We start from the raw sequence: 20,539 nt of genomic DNA, 5'->3' as shown, positions 1-20,539 counted from the left end.
ATCGATGATATGCTGATGCAGACCCACGAAGCGCGCCTCGATGCGCTCCGCACCGAACTCGAAAAGCGCGGCCTCGACGGTTTCGTCGTGCCCATTTCGGACGAGCACATGAGCGAATACGTTGGCTCCTACGCGCAGCGCCTTCAATGGCTCACCGGCTTCGGCGGGAGCGCGGGCAGCGCGGTCGTGCTGAAGGACAAGGCCGCGATGTTCACCGACGGGCGCTACACTGTGCAGGTGCGCGAGCAGGTCGACGGCAAGCTTTACGACTACGAGGATGTGCCCAAGACCTCGCCCGCCAAGTGGATCGCCGCCAATGCCGCGAAAGGCGCTCGCATTGGCTACGATGCATGGCTGCACGGCGTCGAATGGGCGGAAGAGGCGGAGAAGCTCTTCGCCAAGAAGGGCATCGAACTCGTCGCGGTGGACGGCAATCCGATCGATGCTGTCTGGGCCGACCGCCCCGAACCGAGCGGCGCGGTCGCGGTTCCGCACGAGGACCGCTTCGCCGGACGTTCCAGCGCGGACAAGCGCGCCGAGATCGCCGACTGGCTCAAGGAAGAAGGCTACGATGCGACGGTCATAACCGCGCTCGATTCCGTCGCCTGGGTCCTCAACATGCGCGGCGCGGACATCGCGAATACGCCGGTCGCGCTGTCCTATATTCTCGCCCATGCCGACGGCACGGCGGAACTGTTCATCGCGCCCGAGAAGGTGACTCCCGAACTGACCAAGCACCTAGGCAATGCGGTCAGCGTGCGCGAGCGGAGCGACTTCGAACCGGCGCTGGCGAGCCTCAAGGGCAAGACCGTGGCGGTCGATCCGAAACACGCGGTGGCGGGCATCTGCCGCGCGCTCGAGCAAGGCGGCGCGAAGGTCGTGCACGATGCCGACCCTGCCGTACTGCCCAAGGCAATCAAAACGCCCGAAGAACAGCAAGGCCACCGCGACGCGCAGGCCCGCGACGGAGCGGCGATGGTCAAGTATCTGCGCTGGATCGAAGAGAACGCGCCCTCGGGCGAGGTGGACGAGCTCGGCGCCGCCGCCAAGCTGCGCGAGTTCCGCGGACTCAGCGCAGACCTCAAAGACACGAGCTTCGACACGATCAGCGCCGCTGCGGGCCATGCCGCCCTGCCGCACTACAAGGTGGACGAGGACAGCAACATCCCGATCCCGCCGTCCAGCATCTATCTGTGCGATTCGGGCGGTCAGTATCTCGACGGCACGACCGACATAACGCGCACCGTCTGGGTCGGTCCCGGCGAGCCGACAGCGGAAATGATCGACCGCAACACCCGCGTCCTAAAAGGTCACATCGAACTGGCGCTGGCGACCTTCCCGGACGAGACGACCGGCGGCGCACTCGACGCGCTGGCGCGCATTCATCTGTGGAAAGCAGGCGTCGATTACGGCCACGGCACCGGCCACGGCGTCGGCAGCTACCTCTCCGTGCACGAGGGGCCGCAGCGCATTTCCAAGCCCGGCGGCGCATTTCCCGGCACGGAAACGCCGCTTCGCGAAGGTATGATCCTGTCGAACGAGCCGGGCTACTACAAGGCCGGCGAATACGGCATCCGGATCGAGAATTTGGTGCTGTGCGTCGATGCGCAGATCGAGGGTTCGGAAGGCAAATATCTCGCCTTCGAAACGCTGACGCTGGTTCCGCTCGACCGCAGGCTGGTCGAGAAGTCGATGCTGACGCCGACCGAGATTCAGTGGTGGAACGACTATCACGCAGAGGTGCGCGAAACTCTCGCACCGCAGCTCGATGGAGCGGACCTCGAATGGCTCGAACGGGAATGCCTGCCGCTCTGATCTCGCCGGTTTAGCGCCTAGCGCATCAATCCGCCTAGGATGTTGCGCACGAAGGCGGTGGCGCCGGTGCGGATCGGATCGGCGCTCGATTTCTTGCCGAGCACGGCGGCAACCGCGATCGAAGCGACCGATCCCGCCGCCGCGCGCGCCGCGCCCTTGCCCGCCTTTTCCCATAGCGAGGGCGATTTGCGCTCGCGCTTCTCGACTTCCTCGCGGCCATTCTTGGCGACCTCTTGCGCGGTCGCTTGGGCATCGGCGGCTTTCGCTTCGAGGATTTCGGCGGCGCTTTCGCGGTCCACTTCCTCGTCGTACTTTCCCTCGAGCGCGCTGACCGACTGGATGATCGCGCGTTCCTTCGCCGTAACCGGGCCAAGGCGGCTGCGCGGCGGCTTGATCAGCGTGCGCTGCACGACCGACGGCGCGCCGTCGGCCATCAGGGTGCTGACCAGCGCCTCGCCGACGCGAAGCTCGGTAATCGCCTCCTCCACGTCGAGGTCGGGATTGATCCGGAAGGTGTCGGCGGCGGCCTTGATCGCCTTCGTGTCGCGCGGCGTGAAGGCACGCAGCGCGTGCTGCACCCGGTTGCCGAGCTGGCCCGCCACCTCCTCGGGAATGTCGATCGGGTTCTGCGTCACGAAATAGACACCCACACCCTTGGAGCGGATCAGGCGGACGACCTGCTCGATCTTGTCTTCGAGAGCCTTGGGCGCATCGTCGAACAGCAAGTGTGCCTCGTCGAAGAAGAACACGAGCTTAGGCTTTTCCGGATCGCCGACCTCGGGCAGCGTTTCGAACAATTCGGCCAGTAGCCACAGCAGGAAGGTCGCGTAGAGCTTGGGCGAGCGCATAAGCCGGTCCGCCGCCAGTACGTTGACGATGCCGCGCCCGTTCTCATCGGTGCGGATGAAGTCGTTCATCTCGAGCGCAGGTTCGCCGAAGAAGCGGTCCGCGCCCTGCGCCTCGAAGCTCAAAAGCTGGCGCTGGATCGCGCCGACCGACTGTTTCGAAACATTACCGTACCGTGCGGACAGCTCCTTGGCGTTCTGCGCGGCGAACAGCAGGATGGCATGAAGATCCGCGAAGTTCAGCAGCAGCAGGCCGTTGTCGTCGGCATAGCGGAAGACGATCTGCAGTACGCCCTCCTGCGTTTCGTTGAGATCGAGCAACCGGGACAGCAGGAGCGGACCCATCTCGCTGACCGTGGTGCGGATGGGGTGGCCCTGCTCTCCGTAAAGATCCCAGAACACCACCGGATTGTCGGAATAGGCATAGTCCTCCATGCCCAGTTCCTCCGCGCGCTTTTCCAGGCTTCCCGCGTGCTTGAACGTCGGTGAACCCGGCATGGCGATACCCGACAGATCGCTCTTCACGTCCGCCACGAACACCGGGACACCTTCGGCGGAGAAACTTTCCGCGAGCCCTTGCAGCGTTACCGTCTTCCCGGTTCCGGTCGCGCCGGCGATCAGACCGTGGCGGTTCGCCCGCGACAGGTCGAGCGTCTGCCGCCCCCCGTTCTCGCCCAGACCCAAGAAAATATCCGTCATTGCCCGTCCCCGACCGCTTTGCTGTCCGCCGCGTTCACTGGCGCAACGCCGGTCCGCGGGTCAAGCGGCAAGGTGCGGGAAGCGCGCCATGCCTGGCAGGAACGGTCGGCGGGGCATTTGCCTGTTCCAATTCCGCGAGGGCGCATTATGGCAGTTCGGATGGCTGTGGACGCCCCGATGGTATTGCTGGACGACGCCCGTGCGAGCGGCGCCAGCGATGCGCTGCTTTACACGAAGCCGTCGCGCGTTTTCGTCGCACGCCGCCCCGACGAGGTCGTCCGCATCCTCGATGAGGCTTACGCCGCGCTCGGCGAGAACGGCGGATCGCTTGCAGGCTATATTGCCTATGAAGCAGGGCTAGCGCTGGAAGAACGGCTCATGCCGCTTGCCCCGCGGCGGACCGGGGCGAGCGGTCCGCTCGTCTGGTTCGGCCTGTTCGAAGAGCCGCAGCGCATTCCTGCCGCCGACGTATCCGCGTGGCTGGACGATCATGCGGCGAAAGGCGCGCTTCGGCCCTCGCTCGGCCCGCTTGAACCGCAGGTCGGCATCGCTGAGTACCGCTCGGCCATCGCCAGACTGAAGCAGGCGATCCGCAGCGGCGATATCTACCAGGTCAATTACACCCTGCCGCTGGCCGGCGGTTACACCGGCGATCCGCTCGCGCTCTACCGCACGCTGCGTCCGGCGGCGCGGGCCGGTTACGGCGGGCTGATCTTCGACGGGTCGCACTGGCTCCTCAGCCTTTCGCCGGAACTGTTCGTCTCGCTCAAAGACGGCAAGATCCGCGCGAAGCCGATGAAAGGCACGCGGCCCCGCTCGGACGATCCGGAAGAGGACGCCGCGCTAGCCGAAGAACTCGCCACCTCGGAAAAGGACCGCGCGGAAAACCTGATGATCGTGGATCTGCTACGCAACGATCTGTCGCGCGTGGCCGAGCCCGGCAGCGTGGGGGTCGAAGAACCTTTCGCCATCGAAAGCTATCCGACGGTGCACCAGATGGTGACCGGCGTGACGGCGGCGCTGTCCGAAGGTCATGGCCCGGTAGACCTTGTGCGGGCGCTGTTTCCCTGCGGCTCGATCACCGGCGCGCCCAAGATCCGCGCCTTGGAACTGATCGACGAGGCGGAGCGCGATGCGCGGGGTCCTTATTGCGGCGCGATCGGGCGTATCGATGCGAATCGCGACGCGGCTTTCAACGTCGCGATCCGCACGCTGCGCCTGACGCCGATCGAGAACCACCGCGGCAAGGCGGTACTCGGCGTCGGCAGCGCCATTCTCGGCTCTAGCGACGAGGACAGCGAATGGCGCGAATGCCTCGTAAAGGGCGAATTTGCGCGCAAGAGCTCGCCGCATCACTGCGCGCCCGGCGTCGACCTGCTTGAAACCATGCACTTCGATCCCGACGACGGGATCGCGCATCTGGCGTTTCATCTGAAGCGCGCGAAGACCAGCGCACTCGAACTCGGCATCGCGTTCGACCGGCACGAGGCGAGCAACCTGTTGCAGGCGATGAGCTTCGACCTCGACGTGCCGAGCCGCATTCGCATGCGGGTGTCGCGGATCGGTGCGATCGCGATCGAGGTGACGCCGCTGGGCGAACTGCCCTCCTGGAACGAGCCGGCGAAGTGCATTGCGCTGCCCCTGCCCGTCGATCCGGGCGATTGGCGGCTGCGTCACAAAACGAGCGATCGCGGCTTTTACGACGAAGCGCGTGAGGTGGCGATCCGAAGCGGCGCGGACGAGGCGCTGTTCGTGCGCGACGATGGTCTCGTTACCGAGGGTTCGATCACGAACCTCTTCGTGCCAGGCAAGGACGGTGTTTTCGTTACGCCTACCGCCTCGCTCGGCCTGCTGCCCGGTGCGCTGCGCCATAGCTTGCTCGAGGAGGGGAAGGCGCGTGAGGGAGAGGTCCGCATGTCCGATCTCACCGGCAGTTTCTACATCGGGAACGCCCTGCGCGGTCTCGTCAAGGCACGGCTACTGCGCGAATGAGCGATCGCGCAAACCATCCGTCCATCCTGTTCGAGGACGGCGAGGCGCTGGTCATCGACAAGCCCGCGGGCCTGCCGGTCGATCCGCCGCGCCGGGGCGGCATCAGCCTTGCCGCGCATCTCGATGCGCTGCGCCTCGGCTTCATGCGCGAACCTACCCCAGTTCACCGCCTCGATACCGACACGAGCGGCTGCCTGCTACTGGCGCGCAACCCGAAGGCGCTCAAACGCTTCCAGAAGGCGTTCGAGGATCGGCGGGTCGAGAAGCGCTACCTCGGCTTGGTCGCCGGCACGATCGCGGAAGAAAGCGGTACGATCGACATCCCGCTGTCGAAGACAAGCTCGGAAGAGCGCGGATGGCGCATGGTCGGCGACCCTTCGGGTAAGCCATCCATCACGCACTGGCGCAAGCTGACAGGGGGCGAAGGCTTCACGCTGGTCGAATTTGCACCGGTGACGGGCCGCACACATCAGATCAGGGTCCACGCGCTCGAAGGACTGGGCGCGGCGCTAGTCGGCGATCCCGTCTATGGCCAGCCCGATCCGCGCACATCGATCACCATGCTGCACGCAAGCGCACTCACGGTCCAGCGCGACGGAAAGCCGCCGATCGAGGCGGCCGCCCCGCTGCCGCCGCAATATGCACGCTTCGGAATATCGCCGGACGACTGGCGAGACAGCTGATGGACCCGGACCTCATCTCGCGCGCGCACGCACTCGCCGAAGAGCAGTTCACCGCCGGATCGGGACCGGGCGGGCAGAACGCGAACAAGGTCGCGACGAACGTGCTACTGCGGGTCAACGCCTACAAGCTGCGCCTGCCGCCGCCGGTTTTCGCGCGCCTACGCGCCATTGCGGGGAGCAAGCTGACCGCGGCGGGCGATCTTCTCATCACCGCGAATAGCCACCGGACACAGGAGGCGAACCGCTCCGACGCGCGCGACAAGCTCGAGGCTCTGCTGCGCGAGGCACACACGAAGCCGAAACGGCGCGCGAAGACGCGCGTGAACCGGCTGGGCAAGGTAAAGCGGCTCAAAGCGAAGAAGGAACGCGGCGAGGTCAAGGCGAAACGCGGCAAGGTCGACTGGTAGCCGCGTCCGCGCGGAAGCCGTGCAATTCGCTTGACTCGCGCCGCCCCTTCGGTCAATGGCGGGCGCCGGTGAGGCGGCATGGATTGTGCCGCCCTATGTTTTTCGGGCTGGCCGTCAGCCCCTTTCAGATTTTTAGGATACCGTCATGGCGAAGCCAGCAACCGTCAAGATCAAGCTCGTCTCGACCGCCGATACCGGCTTTTACTACGTGACGAAGAAGAACCCGCGCAACATCACGGAAAAGATGACCTTCCGCAAATACGATCCCGTCGTGCGCAAGCATGTCGAGTTCAAGGAAGCCAAGATCAAGTAATTCCGCGGCTTTCGCAGCTACTCGCCGGGTCGGCAGGAACCCCTGCGGTTCACCGGTGGTTCAACGCTCTGACCGTAACTATCGGAGCATGAACAGCTTGATCAAGATCACTCGTAAACCCTCCCGCATCGCGCTGGCAGTATTGCTGGCGCTGGGTGCGCCGATGGCCGTCGCGATTCCCGAAGCGCCTGCATTCGCGCAGAGTTCGCAGCAGCTCGACCGTGCGGCGAATGCGCTGCGATCGATCACGACGATGCGCGCCGATTTCAGTCAGACCGACCGGAACGGCGCGACCGTCAACGGTAAGCTGACCCTCAAGAACCCTGGCAAGATCCGCTTCGAATATGCGAAGGGCGCGAACATGCTCGTCGTGTCGAACGGCAAGTCGCTCTATCTCGTCGACTATGACGTCGATCAGGTCGAACGCTGGCCGATCAGCAAGTCGCCACTTGGCGCGCTGCTCGACCCCAACCGCGACGTGAAGCAGTACGGCAAGGTCGTCGCCACGAGCAATCCGGACGTCGTCAGTATCGAGGTACGCGACAAGGCTCGCCCCGAATTCGGTGTCATCACGCTAATCTTCGTGAAGGATGCGGCCTCGCCCGGCGGGCTCAAGCTGACGCATTGGGTCGCCCTCGATGCACAGAACAACCGTACGACCGTACGGCTGCGCAACCACAAGTACGGCGCGTCGGTTTCTGACAGCGCGTTCACCTTCAACGACCCGCGCCGCTCGTCCCGCCGACCGGGCTGAACGTCTCGTCTTTCTGCCGTTTTCCAGACGCGACGAGAATCGGAAATCATTCAGGGACCAGCAAGCAGGTTAACGGTAAATCTTAATACGCAAACGGGCGCTTTGCCGAGTTCCCCTGTTATTCGGCTCAGCAATTTTTCCCCTGATGCTAAGCGTGACGAACGCGAAACGGAACCCTCGCTCCAAAGCCCCCGGAGCGGGGGTTTTTCGTATCCGTCTTTTGTAAGAGCTCGCCTTGCCGCAATCTGCCAACATACCTAAAGCGCATGGCATGGTTTCCGTTACCACCTGGAACATCAATTCCGTTCGCCTGCGCATGCCGATCGTCGCGAAGTTTCTGAAGGAACACGCGCCCGACGTGCTGTGCCTTCAAGAGATCAAGACGGAGGAAAAGCACTTCCCCTTCGAGGCTTTTCGCGAGCTAGGCTACGAGCATATCGCGGTCCACGGGCAGAAGGGCTATCACGGCGTCGCAACGGTCAGCCGCATTCCCTTTCGCGACTTTTCCAAGCACGACTGGCAGGACAATGGCGAGGCGCGCCATATCGGCGTGGAACTGCTCGGCCCCGGTAAGGGTATGGTCGTGGAGAACGTCTACGTGCCCGCGGGCGGCGATATCCCCGACCGCGAGGCGAACTTGAAGTTCGGTCAGAAGCTCGACTTTCTCGAGCGGATGACCCGCTGGGCCGACGCGGTCGACCGTCCTACCCTGATCGTCGGCGACTTCAACATCGCGCCGCTCGAAAGCGATGTGTGGAACCACAGGCAGTTACTTAAAGTGGTAAGCCACACTCCGATCGAGGTGGATACTCTGCAACGCTTCATGGACGCGCACGGCTGGCGCGACATCGGCCGCGAACAGATTCTGGCACCCGAACGCTACTACAGCTGGTGGAGCTACCGCGCGAAGGATTGGAAGACGGGCGACCGCGGGCGGCGGCTCGATCACATGTGGGCCTCCCCCGAACTGGCGAAGCAAGTGATAGGGCACAGTGTGCTCGAAGATGCGCGGAGTTGGGAAAAGCCGTCGGACCACGTTCCGCTGACGACGGAATTCGACCTCTGAGCGCGGAATCCGCCACCCGCGAAGCCGCGGCACGGCGGGGAGCGCAGGCGGTTGACGCGCTGCGTCACGGCTGGCCGATCCGCATTGCAGATGGGCCAGTGCTTCTACCGATCGAAACGGGCGCAGGCGAATATGTTTCCGCGGAGCTGTTGCTGATCTCCGACGCGCGTGCCGTCACCCTTAAACTGACGAACCAGCGGCCCGCCGCGGTCCCGAATGCGCCCGCGCTGATTAGAGGTGCGGAGTCGTTCGCCCTAGTCGATGCGCAAGCGGTCGCCGACCCGGCGCGCGACCTCGCCAATCCTTTGAAAGGTCCGTTCAAGGCGCTGCCGTGCGATTGGGAGGGAAGCGCCCGCGCCGCGCTCGAACTGGCACGAGTTGCCGGTATCCTGCCAGCCTTCATGGTCGATCCGTCAAGCGCAGGCTTACCGCTGGACCTCGAAATTGGCGATGTCGCCGCGCAGGCAAGCCACGACGACCTGTTCATCGCGGCACGGGCACGGCTTCCCGTCGCGGTGACCGAAGAGGCGGAGATCATTGCCTTCCGCAGCCCGTCCGATATGCGCGAGCATGCCGCGCTTGTCATCGGCAAGCGCAGCGGCGAGCGGGTTCCGCTCGTCCGGCTACATTCCGAATGCCTGACCGGCGACGTCTTCGGCAGCCTCAAATGCGATTGCGGACCGCAGCTCGATGCGGCGCTTACGGCGATGACCAAAGAAGCGCGGGAGAACGGCGGCTGGGGGATCCTGCTTTACTTGCGTCAGGAAGGGCGCGGTATCGGCCTCATCAACAAGCTCAGGGCATACCGCTTGCAGGATCAGGGATTCGATACCGTCGATGCGAACACGCGTCTGGGCCTGCCTGACGAAGCGCGTGATTTCGCAGTCTCGGCGCGGATGCTCGAACTGATGAAGGTCGACCGAATCCGGCTGATGACCAACAATCTGAGTAAGGTCGTAGCCGTCGAGGACGCCGGAGTGAAGGTCATCGAGCGCGTGCCGCACCAGCTTCCCGCCAATCCGCACAACGAACATTACCTCGCGACAAAGCGCGACCGTTCCGGACATCTTCTCCTGTAACGCTACTCAGCGGAGCTGGCTGTCCTTGCTGCCGCGGCGATTGATTGCGGAGTGGCGGACCGCTCCGTCACGTGCGGACTGACACGCTACGCAGGTCCGCACGCCGGGAATGGCTGCGCGCCGCTTCTCAGGGATCGGTTCGCCGCATTCATCGCAATATTCCGCGCTTTCGCCTTTCGGAATGCGGGAGCGCGCCGCGCTCACTGCGTCGTTTACCGTATCGTCGATCTGATCCTGTACCGCGCCGTCGCGCGTCCAGCCGCCAGCCATGTCGTTCTCCTTTATCTGTAAAACCGGCAGACCATACCGCTTGTTCCAATCGCGCTTGTTTGGCAGGCCGATTGCACCTGCGAGCCGCAATGGCTAACGCCGTACCGAAAGCGGCTACGAGCGCCGCGGGCTGTCAAGGAGTATGTAATGCGCCGTTTGTCCTTTTCCATCCTCGCTGCCGGCGGCCTGGCGCTGGCCGGTTGCGCCAATTCGGAAGACGCCTCGACCGAAGCCGAAGCCGACACGGTCGAAATCCCCGCCTTCGATGCGCTGAGCGACGTCGAAAGTACGCCAGTTGCCGATCCCAATGCAAACACCGACCTCGGTCCCGATGCGGAAGCGCCGGTTGAGGAAGGCGCCGAAGGAAGCGAAGACGGCGCTGCTCCCGCTCCCGGTGAGAGCCCGGCGGTAGAGCCTACCGCGACACCAGAACCGGTTACGACCGACGAAACCGAATAAGGACGCACCCGGCATGAGTGAGATAGTCAGCGAAGGCGGCATGGACGCCGACACGTTTGCGCAGTTCACCGACCAGCTGAAACGCTACGTGCGCGAGCGTCTAATGCCGGCGGAAGAACAGGTTCTCGAAGACGACGCGATCCCGCCCGACCTGCTCGGCGAAATGCGGGACATGGGGCTGTTCGGCCTGACCATGCCGGAGGAGTACGGCGGTTCCGGCATGAACGTGCCGCAGTATATCGAGACCATCCGCGTGCTGTCCTATGCACTCCCCGCCTACCGTTCGATCACCTCGATCAATCTCGGCATGGTCTGCTCGGCGCTCAAGAACGCCGGAACCGAAGAGCAGAAATCCGAATGGCTTCCGCGTTTGGCGGCAGGCGAGATCGCCTGTTTCGGCCTGACGGAGCCGGGTTCGGGCAGCGACAGCGCCGCGATGGCGACCACCGCAAAACGCGACGGCGGTCACTACGTCCTAAACGGCTCGAAGCGTTACATTACCAATGCCCCGCACGCGAAGCTGGGCCTGATCATGGCGCGGACCAACCCTGAATCGATGCCGAAGAACGCGCATGTCAGCGCCTTTCTGGTCGACATGGAAACGGACGGCATCACGGTCGGCAAGCCCGACAAGAAGATGGGACAGCGTGGCAGCCATATCGCCGACATCTATTTCGACGACGTGCGCGTGCCTGCGGACGCCCTGCTCGGAGGCGAGGAAGGGCGCGGCTTCGCTACCGCCATGCAAAGCCTCGACAATGGGCGCCTGTCCATCGGAGCGGCGAGCTGCGGCTATGCGCGGCGCATCCTCGATACCGCGCTGCGCTACTCCGGAGAGCGCAAGGCATTCGGCGAGACCATCGGCAACTTCCAACTGATACAGGCAATGCTCGCGGATAGCCAGGCGGAGCTCTACGCCGCCGAATGCATGCTGCGCGATGCGGCAGCCAAGGCGAACAAGGGCAAGGCCATCATCGAAGCCGCCAGCGCCAAGATGTTCGCGAGCGAGATGTGCAACCGCGTGGCGGACCGCTGCGTGCAAATTCACGGCGGCGCCGGATACCTTGCGGAATACGAGGCGGAACGCTTCTACCGCGATAGCCGGATCTACACGATCTACGAGGGTACGACGCAGATCCTGCAGCTCGTCATCGCCAAGAACATGCTGCGCGATTTTGCTTCGGGAGCGGCAGCGTAATGGCGGCAAACACGCTGCGGCGCGCGGCAATCGTCTCGCCCCTGCGCACACCGGTCGGCAAGTTCCTCGGAAGCCTAGCGCCGCTCGAAGCCGGACCGCTCGGAGCGCTCATCATCAAGGCGCTGGTCGAACGCAGCGGCGTCGATCCGGAGCGGGTCGACGATGTCGTCTTCGCGCAAGGCTACGGCAGCGGCGAAGCTCCCGCAATCGGCCGCTGGAGCTGGCTCGCCGCAGGAATGCCGATCGGAACGCCCGGCTATCAGCTCGACCGGCGCTGCGGCTCCGGATTGCAGGCGGTAATCAGCGCCGCGATGATGGTGCAGACCGGCGCAGCGGATTGCGTGCTTGCCGGCGGCGTCGAATCGATGTCGAATGTCGAGCACTATTCGACCGACATTCGCAAAGGCGCGCGCTTCGGCGATCTGACGCTGCACGACCGGCTGATCCGCGGGCGGCTTATGAGCCAGCCGGCGGAGCGCTTCGGCGTCATCTCGGGGATGATCGAAACGGCGGAGAACGTCGCGAAGGACTTCGGCATCACGCGCGAGGAGAGCGACGCCTACGCCGTCCGCTCGCACCAGCGCGCTGCCGCAGCGTGGGACGAAGGCCGCTTCGACGATCATATCGTACCGGTCCCCGTACCGCAGCGCCGCGGCGATCCGGTTATGTTTGAACGCGACGAAGGCTTCCGCGCCGATGCGAGCATGGAAACGCTGGGCGCGTTCAGGCCGATCGAGGGCGGCGTCGTGACAGCGGGCAATGCCAGCCAGCAGAACGACGCGGCGGCGGCGTGCCTCGTGGTAGCGGAAGACAAGCTCGATGCACTCGGCCTCGAACCGCTGCTTTGGCTCAGCGGCTGGGCGGCGGCAGGCTGCGAACCCTCACGCATGGGCATCGGCCCCGTCCCAGCGGTGGAGCGGCTGTTTGCCCGCACAGGTCTCGGCTGGGACGACATCGGCCTTATTGAACTCAACGAGGCTTTTGCCGCGCAGGTTCTTGGCGTCTGCAAGGGCTGGGGCTGGAGCGGGGACGACAGCCGCCGCGAGATGCTGAACGTCAACGGGTCGGGCATTTCGCTCGGCCACCCAATCGGCGCGACCGGCATCCGCATCCTCGCCGACATGGCGCACGAGATGCAGCGGCGCGAGGTGCGCTACGGCCTCGAAACCATGTGCATCGCGGGCGGACAAGGCATGGCGGCGATGTTCGAGCGCGCGCATTGACCGCCTGCGTCGGACGTTAGCCGATAAGGCGCGGCAGGTCATCACCGCGACGCTAAGCAGCCTTGATCAGTCGAGCGGAAAGTCCCGAATCGGCTTCCGTGTTCCGTAGCTTTCCTGGCTTAACCGCGCGACTGATACGCCGACTACGCTGCGGGAATTCGCAAGGCGCGACACTTCGGGAACGGCTTTACGCAAATGCAAGGTTGCGGTGATATCGTCCGGCCATGTCTGCGCCCGCGAAAACCTGTGCGACCGCTTGTCTGTCGCCCTACCATGTTCCCGACGCCGTGCGGCTCAAAGGTATTGGCTGTGCGCGCTATGGCGAATGGCTGGAGCGGCAGGCGCAGAACTGCAAACGGCGCGACCCGGTAGAACATCGACGCGATATCGAGGAATATCGGCAGGCGATCCATAAGGCGGTCGAGAAGAGTTCCGGCGTCGATTGCTACACTGGTGAGCCGCTCGAATGGAACCGTCTCAACCATGACCGGCCCAAGGGCGGCGGGCAGCACAACCACCGTATCATGGGACATTATCCGACGGTCGACCATTATTACGGGACGGGGAGGCTCGAATACCGGATCTGCTGCGGCTCGGTGAACCATGCCAAAGGCGCGCTCGACCATCAGCAATTCGTCGAGCTTTGCCGCAAGGTGGCGCGCCGCCATGAGGGCTGGGGCAAAGCGTAAAGTCCGCGCCGGCTCGATGGCGGTTTGGCAGAATGGGCGCGGAGTGGTATTGCTCAAGATACTTATGAACACACACGATCAGACCATCTTCGAAAGCTCGCGGCACGATTTCACGGTACTGCCGGATATGCCTGCGGATGTTTACACCGCGCCGCTCAAGAAGCCGGAGCATGTGGACGACGACTGGCTTGAGCCCAAGCAGACCGATTACGACAGCGAGGACGACGCGATTTGGAACGACCTGTTCGCGCGCCAGATGGACGTTCTGCCCGGCCGGGCGGCGACCGCGTTCATGCGCGGTCTGGAAAAGCTCGATTTAGGGCGCGGCGGCGTTCCTGAATTCAAGACTATTTCGCAGGAACTGGACAAGCTGACGGGATGGAGCGTCGTGCCCGTGCCGATGCTGATCCCGGACCATGTGTTCTTCTGGCATCTCGCCAACCGCCGTTTCCCGGCGGGCAATTTCATCCGCACGCGCGAGACGTTCGATTACATCCAGGAGCCGGACGTATTCCATGACGTCTTCGGTCACGTCCCGATGCTCACCGACCCCGTCTATGCCGACTACATGCAGGAATACGGTAAGGCCGGGTGGAAGGCGATGCGCTACAACCGGCTGAAGGCGCTCGGCGCACTCTACTGGTACACGGTCGAGTTCGGTCTGCTCATGGAGAGCGGCGAGGTGCGCGCTTACGGGGCCGGCATCCTGTCGGGACCGACGGAGATCGTGTTCGCCACCGAGGGCGAAAGTCCCAATCGGATCATGCTCAACGTCGACCGGGTCATGCGCACCGATTACGTGATCAGCGACCTGCAGCCGACCTATTTCGTGATCGAAAGCTACGAAGATCTCTACCGGCAGACGGTGGAGCGCGATTTTGACCGCCTCTACAAGAACCTGCCGCCGGCTTTCACCTACGCGAATTCGGCGGTCATCGACGTCGACAATGTCGTGCAGCGCGGCACGCAGGAGTATCTGCTGCGCGGCGGGCGCGGAAGCGGGGCCAAGGCGGTCTGAACGTTATCAAGGCTGAAGCGAGAGCCTACGTTCGCCTAAGGCAATTAAAAACGGCCCCGGATCACTCCGAGGCCGTTTTTTAGCTACGAGAGCAGCGAGATTACATCTCGTTGCCGTCCATTTCTTCGCCAACCGTGTCAGCCTGCTCTTCCATGGTGTCTTCCATGGTGTCAGCCTGGTCTTCCATGGCCTCGACCTGAGCTTCCGGAGCGCCGGCTTCTTCCATCTGCTCAGCCTGCATGTCCATGTTGGACTCCATCTGCTCGCCTTGGTCTTCCATGGCTTCTTCCTGCGGACCGTCGCAAGCTGCGATGGACAGGCCGAGCACGGCAGCGGATGCGACAGCAAAAATCTTCTTCATGTGGTATTCCCCTTTTGAAACCGGCGGCTTTGTATCAACATCCGCCACGCGAAGTAAGCTAAATATTTTCAGTTATTTCAGACCCGTATAATTTGGGTGCGACATTCGCGATGACGATTCCGGCGAGGGCGCCGATGCATCCGAGAAGGAAGGCAACGGCCGACAGTCCGCTCCAAGCAATCGAGCCGTTAGCGGCATTACCGACGATCAGCGCGCCCATCATGCCGGCGAGCGCATTGATGGCGATCTGGCGCGAGCCTTCGCTTTGCATGATGATGGCGGTCAACCATCCGAGGATGCCTCCCACGACTATCAAAAGCAACAGACCCATAACGTGAACATTCCTTTCGGCTAAACCCCTTAACCTGAGGGTTGCCGCAAAGGTTCCGCGAATAAGTCACAAATGAGGCACGTGGGACAATATTGTCACAAATCTGGACAGGACTTCGAAAGTATTAGGCGGCCCATAGCCAGAGGAAGGCGGCACTGCCGATGATGATCCGGTACCAGGCGAAGGGCGCGAACCCGTGCTTCGAGATATAAGTCACGAACGCTCTGATCACGATCAGCGCAACGAAGAAGCTCACGAAGAACCCGATGGCAATCTCGTCCCAGCCGACCGCGCTCGTACCTGAAAGCAGCGCGTCGGGCTCGGACAGGATCTTGTAGGTCGCTGCGCCCAGCATGGTCGGCACGGCGAGGAAGAAAGAGAACTCGGCGGCGGTCTTGCGCCCCACGCCAAGCGCTAGCGCACCCAGAATGGTCGAGGCGGACCGGCTCGTACCGGGAATCATCGCAAGGCACTGCACGAAACCGATGGCAATCGCCGTTTTCCACGGCATTGCGGCAACACCGACGTCTTCCTTCGGCTTGACGATCCCCTCGACCACCAGAATTGCGATGCCGCCGATGACCAGCGCGACGGTCACGACGAGCGGGGTTTCCAGCATCACGTCGATCGCATCCTTCGCGAACACGCCGATGACCGCGGCCGGCAGAAAGCCGAGCAAAATGTTGCGGGTAAAGTGCACCGCTTCGGCCTCGCGCCGAAGCAGCCCCGTCCCCATGTTCCAGAACAGCGACCAGTAGGACACCACCACGGCAAGCACCGCGCCTAGCTGGATGACGATGTTGAACTGCGCCCACTGCCCCGGATCGTAGCCGAACAGTTCCGTCGCGAGGATCAGGTGGCCCGTGGAGGAAACCGGCAGGAACTCGGTCAGCCCTTCGAGGATGCCGAGCAGGATAGCGGTGAGGGTAAGGCTCATGGCGCGCTTCCAAGCCGGTAAGGGCGCGGCAAGTCAACGCTTTTCACCCCGCCCCCGCAGCAAAAGGCCCGTCTCGCACGATTGATGCACGAGACGGGCCGATCAGGTCACGTTGATAAGCTTACCAGATATGCACGCGCTCTTCCGGCGGCAGGTAAAGCTCGTCGTCAGGCGTCACATTGAACGCCTTGTACCAGGCATCCTGGTTGCGAACCGCGCCGTTCACTCGGAACTCTTCGGGGGAGTGCGGATCGGTCAGCAGGCGCTGCCGCCCATTGGCTTCGCGCTGCATCGAGCGCCATACCTGCGCCCAAGCAAGGAAGAAGCGCTGGTCTCCGGTGAGACCGTCGATCACCGGCGGTTCCTTGCCGTCCAGCGACAACCGATATGCACGGTACGCCATCGAGAGGCCGCCGACGTCGCCAATATTCTCTCCGAGGGTGAAACGGCCATTTACGCAGGTCGCGCCGTCGTCATACGGGCAGTATTCGTTGTACTGCGCTGCCAGCTTGTCGCCGAGATTGGTAAAGCGTTCGAGGTCGGCGTCGGCCCACCAGTTCCTGAGCGCGCCGGTCGCATCGTATTTCGCGCCCTGGTCGTCGAACCCGTGGCCCATTTCGTGACCGATGACCGCACCGATCCCGCCGTAGTTGACCGCCGGGTCGGCATCGGGGCCGAAGAACGGCTGCTGCAGGATCGCCGCCGGGAACACGATCTCGTTGAAGACCGGGTTGTAATAGGCGTTCACCGTCTGCGGCAGCATGAACCACTCGGTTTTGTCGACCGGCGTGCCGAGCTTTGCGCGGTTGTCGGCAATTTGCCAGTTTGCTGCGGAGATTCGGTTTTCAAGCGGATTGTCGCCGGTGATCTCGAGCCCTTTGTAGGTTTCGAACTCGTCCGGATAACCGATCTTTGGGTTGAACGAGTCGAGCTTCGCATAGGCCTGCTGCTTCGTTTCGGCCGTCATCCAAGGGTTCTCGTCGATGCTCTGGCGCATCGCCTTGCGCAGGTTGGCGACCAGATCCTGCATCGCCGCCTTGCTTTCCTCGGGGAAGTTGCGCTGGACGTAAGCCTTTCCGAGTACCTCGCCGAGTTGCCCCTGCGTGGCCCCGATAGCGCGTTTCCAGCGCGGTTCCTGCTCTTCCGTGCCCGACAGCGTCTTGCCGTAGAAGTTGAAGTTCGCCTGATCGATATCGCTCGGCAGGACCGATGCGTTGTTCGACAGGAATTCCTTCACCATATAGGCCTTGATGAGCGAGAGCGGCGTGTTCGCCAGCATCTTCATCATGCCAGGCGTACCGCCGCCGATCATCTGCGGTGCTTTCGCCTTGTCGATGCCCGCACCCTCCAGTTCCTTGTCGGTCGGAGGAAGCTGGCTCATCAGGAACTGCTGCTGGTCGGCGAAACCGGCAGATTGGAGCAGCGTCTCAATCGGGAAATCGCCCGCGAGCCTTTGCAGTTCGGCTCGGTCGATCTTGTTGTAGGTAAGGTCGCTGTTGCGCAGGACCGTACGGTCCCATTCGAGGCGCGCCACGTCTTCCTCGAACGCATAGACGCTCTCGGCAACCTGTGCCGGATTTTCGTATCCCGCCTTGCCCATCAGGAAGGTCAGATATTCCATGTAAGCTTCGCGGATCTGCTGGTTACGCTCGTTGTCGACGAGGTAATAGTCGCGGTCGGGCAGACCCATGCCGGAAAACCCGGTCGATACGATGTAGGTATCCGGCTCTTTCGAATCGACGCCAACGCCCGCCGAGACCAACGACGGATATGCGCCGTTGCCGAACAGGCCGACCAGTTCTTCGAGCGAAGAAGCCTGCGTGATCTTGTTCAGATAAGGCTGTGCCGGTGCCAGACCGGCGGCGTTGATCGCATCGGTGTCGAGATAAGCGTTGTAGGCATCAACGATGCGCGCTTCCTCGCTGCCCGGCGCGGGGTTTGCTGCGCGCAGTTCCGCGATCAGCGAACGGACGTCGGCCCGCGATTTCTCGTTGAGAAAGTTGAACGCGCCGAAGCGGCTGAAATCGCTCGGCAATTCGTTTTGCTCGATCCACTTGCCGTTCACGAATTCGAAGAAGTCGTCGCCCGGATCGACCGAACGGTCAAGCTGCGCGGGGTCCACACCCCAATCGCCGAAGGTCATGTCGGGGGTCGAGGCTTCGGCCTGCGTGGCCGCGGTCGCCGCACTGTCCTGCGCTAGAACCGGGGCGGCGCACATCAAGGCGAGCGCGCTCGCGCTACCGGTCAAAATCTGTTTGATCATGGAAGATATTCTCCTGTTAGCGGGACTCTGCCTGCCCCGCGCCTTACGCGCTTCGGCCGCTTTCCGGTCCCTGGAAAAGCACCGCGTCGCCGCGTGCGGCGAAGCGTTAAACGAATACGGTTTACCGGAAGATTGGCTCAACCGGTCGCCGCTTGACGGTTTCCATTGTAACTTTGTCGAAAAAACCTGCGCTGAACAGCCTTCGGCAGAGCGCCTCTAGGCCGCCTGATCGGTAAATTGAAGCGCTGCGAGCTCCGCGTAAAGACCGCCGGCTCGCGATAGCTGAGCATGCGTGCCCTGCTCGACGATCCGTCCGTCCGCCATCACGATGATGCGATCCGCAGCCCTGACGGTCGCGAGGCGGTGCGCAATGACGAGGGTGGTGCGGTCCTTCATCAGCCTATCGAGCGCGTCCTGCACCAACCGCTCCGACTGGGCATCGAGGGCACTGGTCGCCTCGTCGAGTAACAGGATCGGCGCGTCGCGCAGAATCGCACGCGCAATCGCCATGCGCTGCTGCTGCCCGCCCGATAGCCGCGTTCCGCTCTCGCCAAGGTAGGTGTCGAGCCCGTCGGGAAGCGTCGTGAGGAACTTTTCGGCATTCGCAGCGCGGGCCGCTTCCCAGATCGCCTCGTCGCTTGCTTCCCAGTTGCCGTAGCGCAGATTGTCGCGCGCATTGGCGCTGAACAGCACGCCGTCCTGCGGGACCAGCGCCATGCGCTTGCGGATTTCCGCTGGATCAACGCGTGTGAGCGGAACCCCGTCGAGGCGGATAGTGCCCGCCTGCGGGTCGTAGAACCGCTCCGCGAGCTGGAAGATCGTGGACTTGCCAGCCCCCGACGGACCGACGATCGCCACCGTTTCGCCGGGTTCGATCTCCAGCGTAAAATTGTCGATCGCCGCGACGTCCATGCGCGTCGGATAGCGGAACGTGACCCCGCGGAACGACAGGCTGCCGCGCGGCGGATCGGGCAACTTCTCTGCCCTCGACGGAGCGGTGATGGTCGCGCGTTCCTCCAGCAGCTCGGACAGGCGGCTTGCCGCACCCGCTCCGCGCAAGAGGTCGCCATAAACCTCGGTAAGCGCACCGAACGCGCCGGCAACCAAACCGCCCGTGATCACGAAGGCGGCAATCGTGCCGCCGCTGATGTTGCCTTCGGCGACGCCGATCGCACCGCGCCACATGAGTATCGTAATCGAACCGAAGATGAGCAGGATGATAATAGAGGTCATTACGGCGCGAATGAGGATGCGCCGCTTGGCCGTGTCGAAGGTCTGCTCGACCGCTTCGGCGAAGCGCCCGCCCTCGCGCCGCTCCTGGTTGAAAGCCTGCACGATCTTCATCGATGACAGCACCTCGGTCACCATCGCGCCGACGTCGGCGACGCGGTCCTGGCTCGAACGCGATACGTCGCGCAGACGTTTGCCGAACAGGGTAATCGGAATGATGATGAGTGGGATGACTAGGAGCAGGCCTAGCGTCAGTTGCGGCGCGAGAAAGAACAGGTAGATCGTCCCGCCGATCGCCATTAGAAAATTGCGCAGTGCAACGGAGACGGTCGTCCCCACCACCTGCTCGATCAGTGCGGTGTCGGACGTCATCCGGCTTGAGATTTCCTTGGGACTGTTCTCTTCGTAGAACGCCGGCGCGAGCCGCAACAAATTGTCGTGCACCCGGCGGCGAATATCGGCGACGACCCGCTCGCCCAGCCAGCTCACGAAATAGAAGCGCAGCGCAGTCCCTGCTGCCAGCACCGCGACGATCATTAGGAGATAGCGGAACCAGCGTCCGATGTCGGCCGGATCGCCTCCAGCAGCGAAGCCGCGGTCGATGATAAGCTTGAAACCGGCCGGAATTGCCAGCGTCGCCCCCGCCGTGATGAGCAGTGCGATTGCCGCGAAAGTGATCTGAACCGGATAGTTCTTTAGTGCGTCGATCACCATTCGCAGCGGTTTGAGTGAACGCGCCCGTTCCGGGGGCTCGTTCTTCCCGGTGCCGATCCAGTCCAATGCGAGTGACGAAGCCTCGCTTTCGTCCCCGCTCCTTTCCGTAACGGAAGGCGTTTGTGAAAGGCGTTCGTCCCTGTCGTCCATAGCGGTCATTTAGTCCGACCCGCGGGGGAAATCCACCGGTACA

At 63.2% G+C, this 20,539-nt stretch carries 21 protein-coding genes; 14 read left to right on the top strand and 7 right to left on the bottom strand.

Going from position 1 to position 20,539, the window contains the following annotated elements; genetic code table 11:
• The first annotated feature begins 9 nt into the window (after nucleotides 1-9).
• Nucleotides 10-1,815: an aminopeptidase P family protein gene (locus HUV48_RS09200; RefSeq protein ID WP_176267520.1), complete on the top strand. Its 1,806-nt coding sequence runs from the start codon at nucleotides 10-12 to the stop codon at nucleotides 1,813-1,815.
• A gap of 17 nt (nucleotides 1,816-1,832) precedes the next feature.
• Here HUV48_RS09200 and HUV48_RS09195 read toward each other — a convergent pair whose 3' ends face one another.
• The gene (locus HUV48_RS09195) at nucleotides 1,833-3,359 is read right to left on the bottom strand and encodes a helicase HerA-like domain-containing protein (protein ID WP_176267519.1); all 1,527 of its coding nucleotides are present in this window, start codon (nucleotides 3,357-3,359) and stop codon (nucleotides 1,833-1,835) included.
• Between the two features lie 159 nt (nucleotides 3,360-3,518).
• On the opposite strand from HUV48_RS09195, the gene pabB reads away from it, so the two are divergent.
• The 7 genes from pabB (at nucleotide 3,519) to ribA (ending at nucleotide 9,653) form a co-directional block, all read left to right on the top strand.
• On the top strand, nucleotides 3,519-5,351 hold the full coding sequence (pabB, locus tag HUV48_RS09190) for an aminodeoxychorismate synthase component I (protein WP_176267518.1): 1,833 nt from the start codon (nucleotides 3,519-3,521) through the stop codon (nucleotides 5,349-5,351).
• A complete protein-coding gene (locus HUV48_RS09185) occupies nucleotides 5,348-6,034 on the top strand; it encodes an RluA family pseudouridine synthase (RefSeq protein WP_176267517.1) in 687 nt (228 codons plus the stop codon). Before pabB ends, HUV48_RS09185 begins: the two co-directional genes overlap by 4 nt.
• Complete coding sequence (gene arfB, locus HUV48_RS09180) at nucleotides 6,034-6,441, top strand: alternative ribosome rescue aminoacyl-tRNA hydrolase ArfB (protein ID WP_176267516.1); 408 nt, start codon at nucleotides 6,034-6,036, stop codon at nucleotides 6,439-6,441. Before HUV48_RS09185 ends, arfB begins: the two co-directional genes overlap by 1 nt.
• Before the next feature lie 145 nt (nucleotides 6,442-6,586).
• A complete protein-coding gene (gene rpmG, locus HUV48_RS09175) occupies nucleotides 6,587-6,754 on the top strand; it encodes a 50S ribosomal protein L33 (protein ID WP_010233410.1) in 168 nt (55 codons plus the stop codon).
• Nucleotides 6,755-6,842: 88 nt separating this feature from the next.
• Nucleotides 6,843-7,508, top strand: coding sequence for a LolA family protein (locus tag HUV48_RS09170; protein WP_176267515.1), 666 nt, complete (start codon nucleotides 6,843-6,845; stop codon nucleotides 7,506-7,508).
• Nucleotides 7,509-7,779: 271 nt separating this feature from the next.
• Nucleotides 7,780-8,574: an exodeoxyribonuclease III gene (locus HUV48_RS09165; RefSeq protein WP_176267514.1), complete on the top strand. Its 795-nt coding sequence runs from the start codon at nucleotides 7,780-7,782 to the stop codon at nucleotides 8,572-8,574.
• Nucleotides 8,523-9,653 carry a GTP cyclohydrolase II gene (ribA, locus tag HUV48_RS09160; protein WP_176267513.1) on the top strand — a complete coding sequence of 377 codons (1,131 nt, stop codon included), beginning with the start codon at nucleotides 8,523-8,525 and terminating at the stop codon, nucleotides 9,651-9,653. Before HUV48_RS09165 ends, ribA begins: the two co-directional genes overlap by 52 nt.
• A gap of 6 nt (nucleotides 9,654-9,659) precedes the next feature.
• Here ribA and HUV48_RS09155 read toward each other — a convergent pair whose 3' ends face one another.
• Nucleotides 9,660-9,923 carry a DksA/TraR family C4-type zinc finger protein gene (locus HUV48_RS09155; protein ID WP_176267512.1) on the bottom strand — a complete coding sequence of 88 codons (264 nt, stop codon included), beginning with the start codon at nucleotides 9,921-9,923 and terminating at the stop codon, nucleotides 9,660-9,662.
• A 147-nt stretch (nucleotides 9,924-10,070) separates the two neighbouring features.
• On the opposite strand from HUV48_RS09155, the gene HUV48_RS09150 reads away from it, so the two are divergent.
• From HUV48_RS09150 to phhA, 5 genes are all read left to right on the top strand, one after another.
• Nucleotides 10,071-10,382, top strand: a complete 312-nt coding sequence (locus tag HUV48_RS09150; RefSeq protein ID WP_176267511.1) for a hypothetical protein — start codon at nucleotides 10,071-10,073, stop codon at nucleotides 10,380-10,382.
• 13 nt (nucleotides 10,383-10,395) lie between these two features.
• Nucleotides 10,396-11,580, top strand: a complete 1,185-nt coding sequence (locus HUV48_RS09145; RefSeq protein ID WP_225871623.1) for an acyl-CoA dehydrogenase family protein — start codon at nucleotides 10,396-10,398, stop codon at nucleotides 11,578-11,580.
• Complete coding sequence (locus HUV48_RS09140) at nucleotides 11,580-12,803, top strand: acetyl-CoA C-acetyltransferase (RefSeq protein ID WP_176267510.1); 1,224 nt, start codon at nucleotides 11,580-11,582, stop codon at nucleotides 12,801-12,803. Before HUV48_RS09145 ends, HUV48_RS09140 begins: the two co-directional genes overlap by 1 nt.
• A 224-nt stretch (nucleotides 12,804-13,027) precedes the next feature.
• Nucleotides 13,028-13,492, top strand: coding sequence for a hypothetical protein (locus HUV48_RS09135; RefSeq protein ID WP_176267509.1), 465 nt, complete (start codon nucleotides 13,028-13,030; stop codon nucleotides 13,490-13,492).
• Between the two features lie 127 nt (nucleotides 13,493-13,619).
• Nucleotides 13,620-14,510 carry a phenylalanine 4-monooxygenase gene (gene phhA / locus HUV48_RS09130; protein ID WP_176267829.1) on the top strand — a complete coding sequence of 297 codons (891 nt, stop codon included), beginning with the start codon at nucleotides 13,620-13,622 and terminating at the stop codon, nucleotides 14,508-14,510.
• A 100-nt stretch (nucleotides 14,511-14,610) separates the two neighbouring features.
• Here the strand turns inward: phhA and HUV48_RS09125 are convergent, their stop codons facing one another.
• The 4 genes from HUV48_RS09125 to HUV48_RS09110 form a co-directional block, all read right to left on the bottom strand.
• Entirely contained in the window at nucleotides 14,611-14,871 is a 261-nt protein-coding gene (locus HUV48_RS09125) for a hypothetical protein (RefSeq protein ID WP_176267508.1), read from the bottom strand.
• Between the two features lie 58 nt (nucleotides 14,872-14,929).
• A complete protein-coding gene (locus tag HUV48_RS09120; RefSeq protein ID WP_176267507.1) occupies nucleotides 14,930-15,202 on the bottom strand; it encodes a GlsB/YeaQ/YmgE family stress response membrane protein in 273 nt (90 codons plus the stop codon).
• Nucleotides 15,203-15,326: 124 nt separating this feature from the next.
• The gene (locus HUV48_RS09115) at nucleotides 15,327-16,139 is read right to left on the bottom strand and encodes an undecaprenyl-diphosphate phosphatase (protein ID WP_176267506.1); all 813 of its coding nucleotides are present in this window, start codon (nucleotides 16,137-16,139) and stop codon (nucleotides 15,327-15,329) included.
• Between the two features lie 121 nt (nucleotides 16,140-16,260).
• Nucleotides 16,261-18,402: a M13 family metallopeptidase gene (locus HUV48_RS09110; protein ID WP_176267505.1), complete on the bottom strand. Its 2,142-nt coding sequence runs from the start codon at nucleotides 18,400-18,402 to the stop codon at nucleotides 16,261-16,263.
• Here HUV48_RS09110 and HUV48_RS09105 point away from each other — a divergent pair.
• Complete coding sequence (locus HUV48_RS09105; protein ID WP_176267504.1) at nucleotides 18,401-18,622, top strand: hypothetical protein; 222 nt, start codon at nucleotides 18,401-18,403, stop codon at nucleotides 18,620-18,622. The genes HUV48_RS09110 and HUV48_RS09105 overlap by 2 nt on opposite strands.
• On the opposite strand, the gene HUV48_RS09100 is transcribed toward HUV48_RS09105, so the two are convergent.
• The gene (locus tag HUV48_RS09100; protein ID WP_225871647.1) at nucleotides 18,619-20,346 is read right to left on the bottom strand and encodes an ABC transporter transmembrane domain-containing protein; all 1,728 of its coding nucleotides are present in this window, start codon (nucleotides 20,344-20,346) and stop codon (nucleotides 18,619-18,621) included. The genes HUV48_RS09105 and HUV48_RS09100 overlap by 4 nt on opposite strands.
• Nucleotides 20,347-20,539: the final 193 nt, after the last annotated feature.

It is taken from the genome of Qipengyuania atrilutea, from assembly GCF_013370205.1.
Taxonomy (GTDB): domain Bacteria; phylum Pseudomonadota; class Alphaproteobacteria; order Sphingomonadales; family Sphingomonadaceae; genus Actirhodobacter; species Actirhodobacter atriluteus.
Note: the sequence above shows the minus strand (reverse complement) of the source record. Positions and strands in the feature narration are given on the sequence as shown.

What these genes read in the sequence shown, in the direction of transcription:
- rpmG (WP_010233410.1), top strand. Translation starts at nt 6,587, where the DNA reads ATGGCGAAGCCAGCAACCGTCAAGATCAAGCTCGTCTCGACCGCCGAT.
- HUV48_RS09185 (WP_176267517.1), top strand. Translation starts at nt 5,348, where the DNA reads ATGAGCGATCGCGCAAACCATCCGTCCATCCTGTTCGAGGACGGCGAG.
- HUV48_RS09135 (WP_176267509.1), top strand. Translation starts at nt 13,028, where the DNA reads ATGTCTGCGCCCGCGAAAACCTGTGCGACCGCTTGTCTGTCGCCCTAC.
- phhA (WP_176267829.1), top strand. Translation starts at nt 13,620, where the DNA reads ATGCCTGCGGATGTTTACACCGCGCCGCTCAAGAAGCCGGAGCATGTG.
- HUV48_RS09110 (WP_176267505.1), bottom strand. Translation starts at nt 18,402, where the DNA reads ATGATCAAACAGATTTTGACCGGTAGCGCGAGCGCGCTCGCCTTGATG.
- HUV48_RS09120 (WP_176267507.1), bottom strand. Translation starts at nt 15,202, where the DNA reads ATGGGTCTGTTGCTTTTGATAGTCGTGGGAGGCATCCTCGGATGGTTG.
- HUV48_RS09105 (WP_176267504.1), top strand. Translation starts at nt 18,401, where the DNA reads ATGGAAGATATTCTCCTGTTAGCGGGACTCTGCCTGCCCCGCGCCTTA.
- HUV48_RS09125 (WP_176267508.1), bottom strand. Translation starts at nt 14,871, where the DNA reads ATGAAGAAGATTTTTGCTGTCGCATCCGCTGCCGTGCTCGGCCTGTCC.
- HUV48_RS09100 (WP_225871647.1), bottom strand. Translation starts at nt 20,346, where the DNA reads ATGGTGATCGACGCACTAAAGAACTATCCGGTTCAGATCACTTTCGCG.
- HUV48_RS09145 (WP_225871623.1), top strand. Translation starts at nt 10,396, where the DNA reads ATGAGTGAGATAGTCAGCGAAGGCGGCATGGACGCCGACACGTTTGCG.
- HUV48_RS09200 (WP_176267520.1), top strand. Translation starts at nt 10, where the DNA reads ATGCTGATGCAGACCCACGAAGCGCGCCTCGATGCGCTCCGCACCGAA.
- arfB (WP_176267516.1), top strand. Translation starts at nt 6,034, where the DNA reads ATGGACCCGGACCTCATCTCGCGCGCGCACGCACTCGCCGAAGAGCAG.
- HUV48_RS09150 (WP_176267511.1), top strand. Translation starts at nt 10,071, where the DNA reads ATGCGCCGTTTGTCCTTTTCCATCCTCGCTGCCGGCGGCCTGGCGCTG.
- HUV48_RS09115 (WP_176267506.1), bottom strand. Translation starts at nt 16,139, where the DNA reads ATGAGCCTTACCCTCACCGCTATCCTGCTCGGCATCCTCGAAGGGCTG.
- HUV48_RS09140 (WP_176267510.1), top strand. Translation starts at nt 11,580, where the DNA reads ATGGCGGCAAACACGCTGCGGCGCGCGGCAATCGTCTCGCCCCTGCGC.
- HUV48_RS09195 (WP_176267519.1), bottom strand. Translation starts at nt 3,359, where the DNA reads ATGACGGATATTTTCTTGGGTCTGGGCGAGAACGGGGGGCGGCAGACG.
- HUV48_RS09155 (WP_176267512.1), bottom strand. Translation starts at nt 9,923, where the DNA reads ATGGCTGGCGGCTGGACGCGCGACGGCGCGGTACAGGATCAGATCGAC.
- HUV48_RS09170 (WP_176267515.1), top strand. Translation starts at nt 6,843, where the DNA reads ATGAACAGCTTGATCAAGATCACTCGTAAACCCTCCCGCATCGCGCTG.
- HUV48_RS09165 (WP_176267514.1), top strand. Translation starts at nt 7,780, where the DNA reads ATGGTTTCCGTTACCACCTGGAACATCAATTCCGTTCGCCTGCGCATG.
- pabB (WP_176267518.1), top strand. Translation starts at nt 3,519, where the DNA reads ATGGCTGTGGACGCCCCGATGGTATTGCTGGACGACGCCCGTGCGAGC.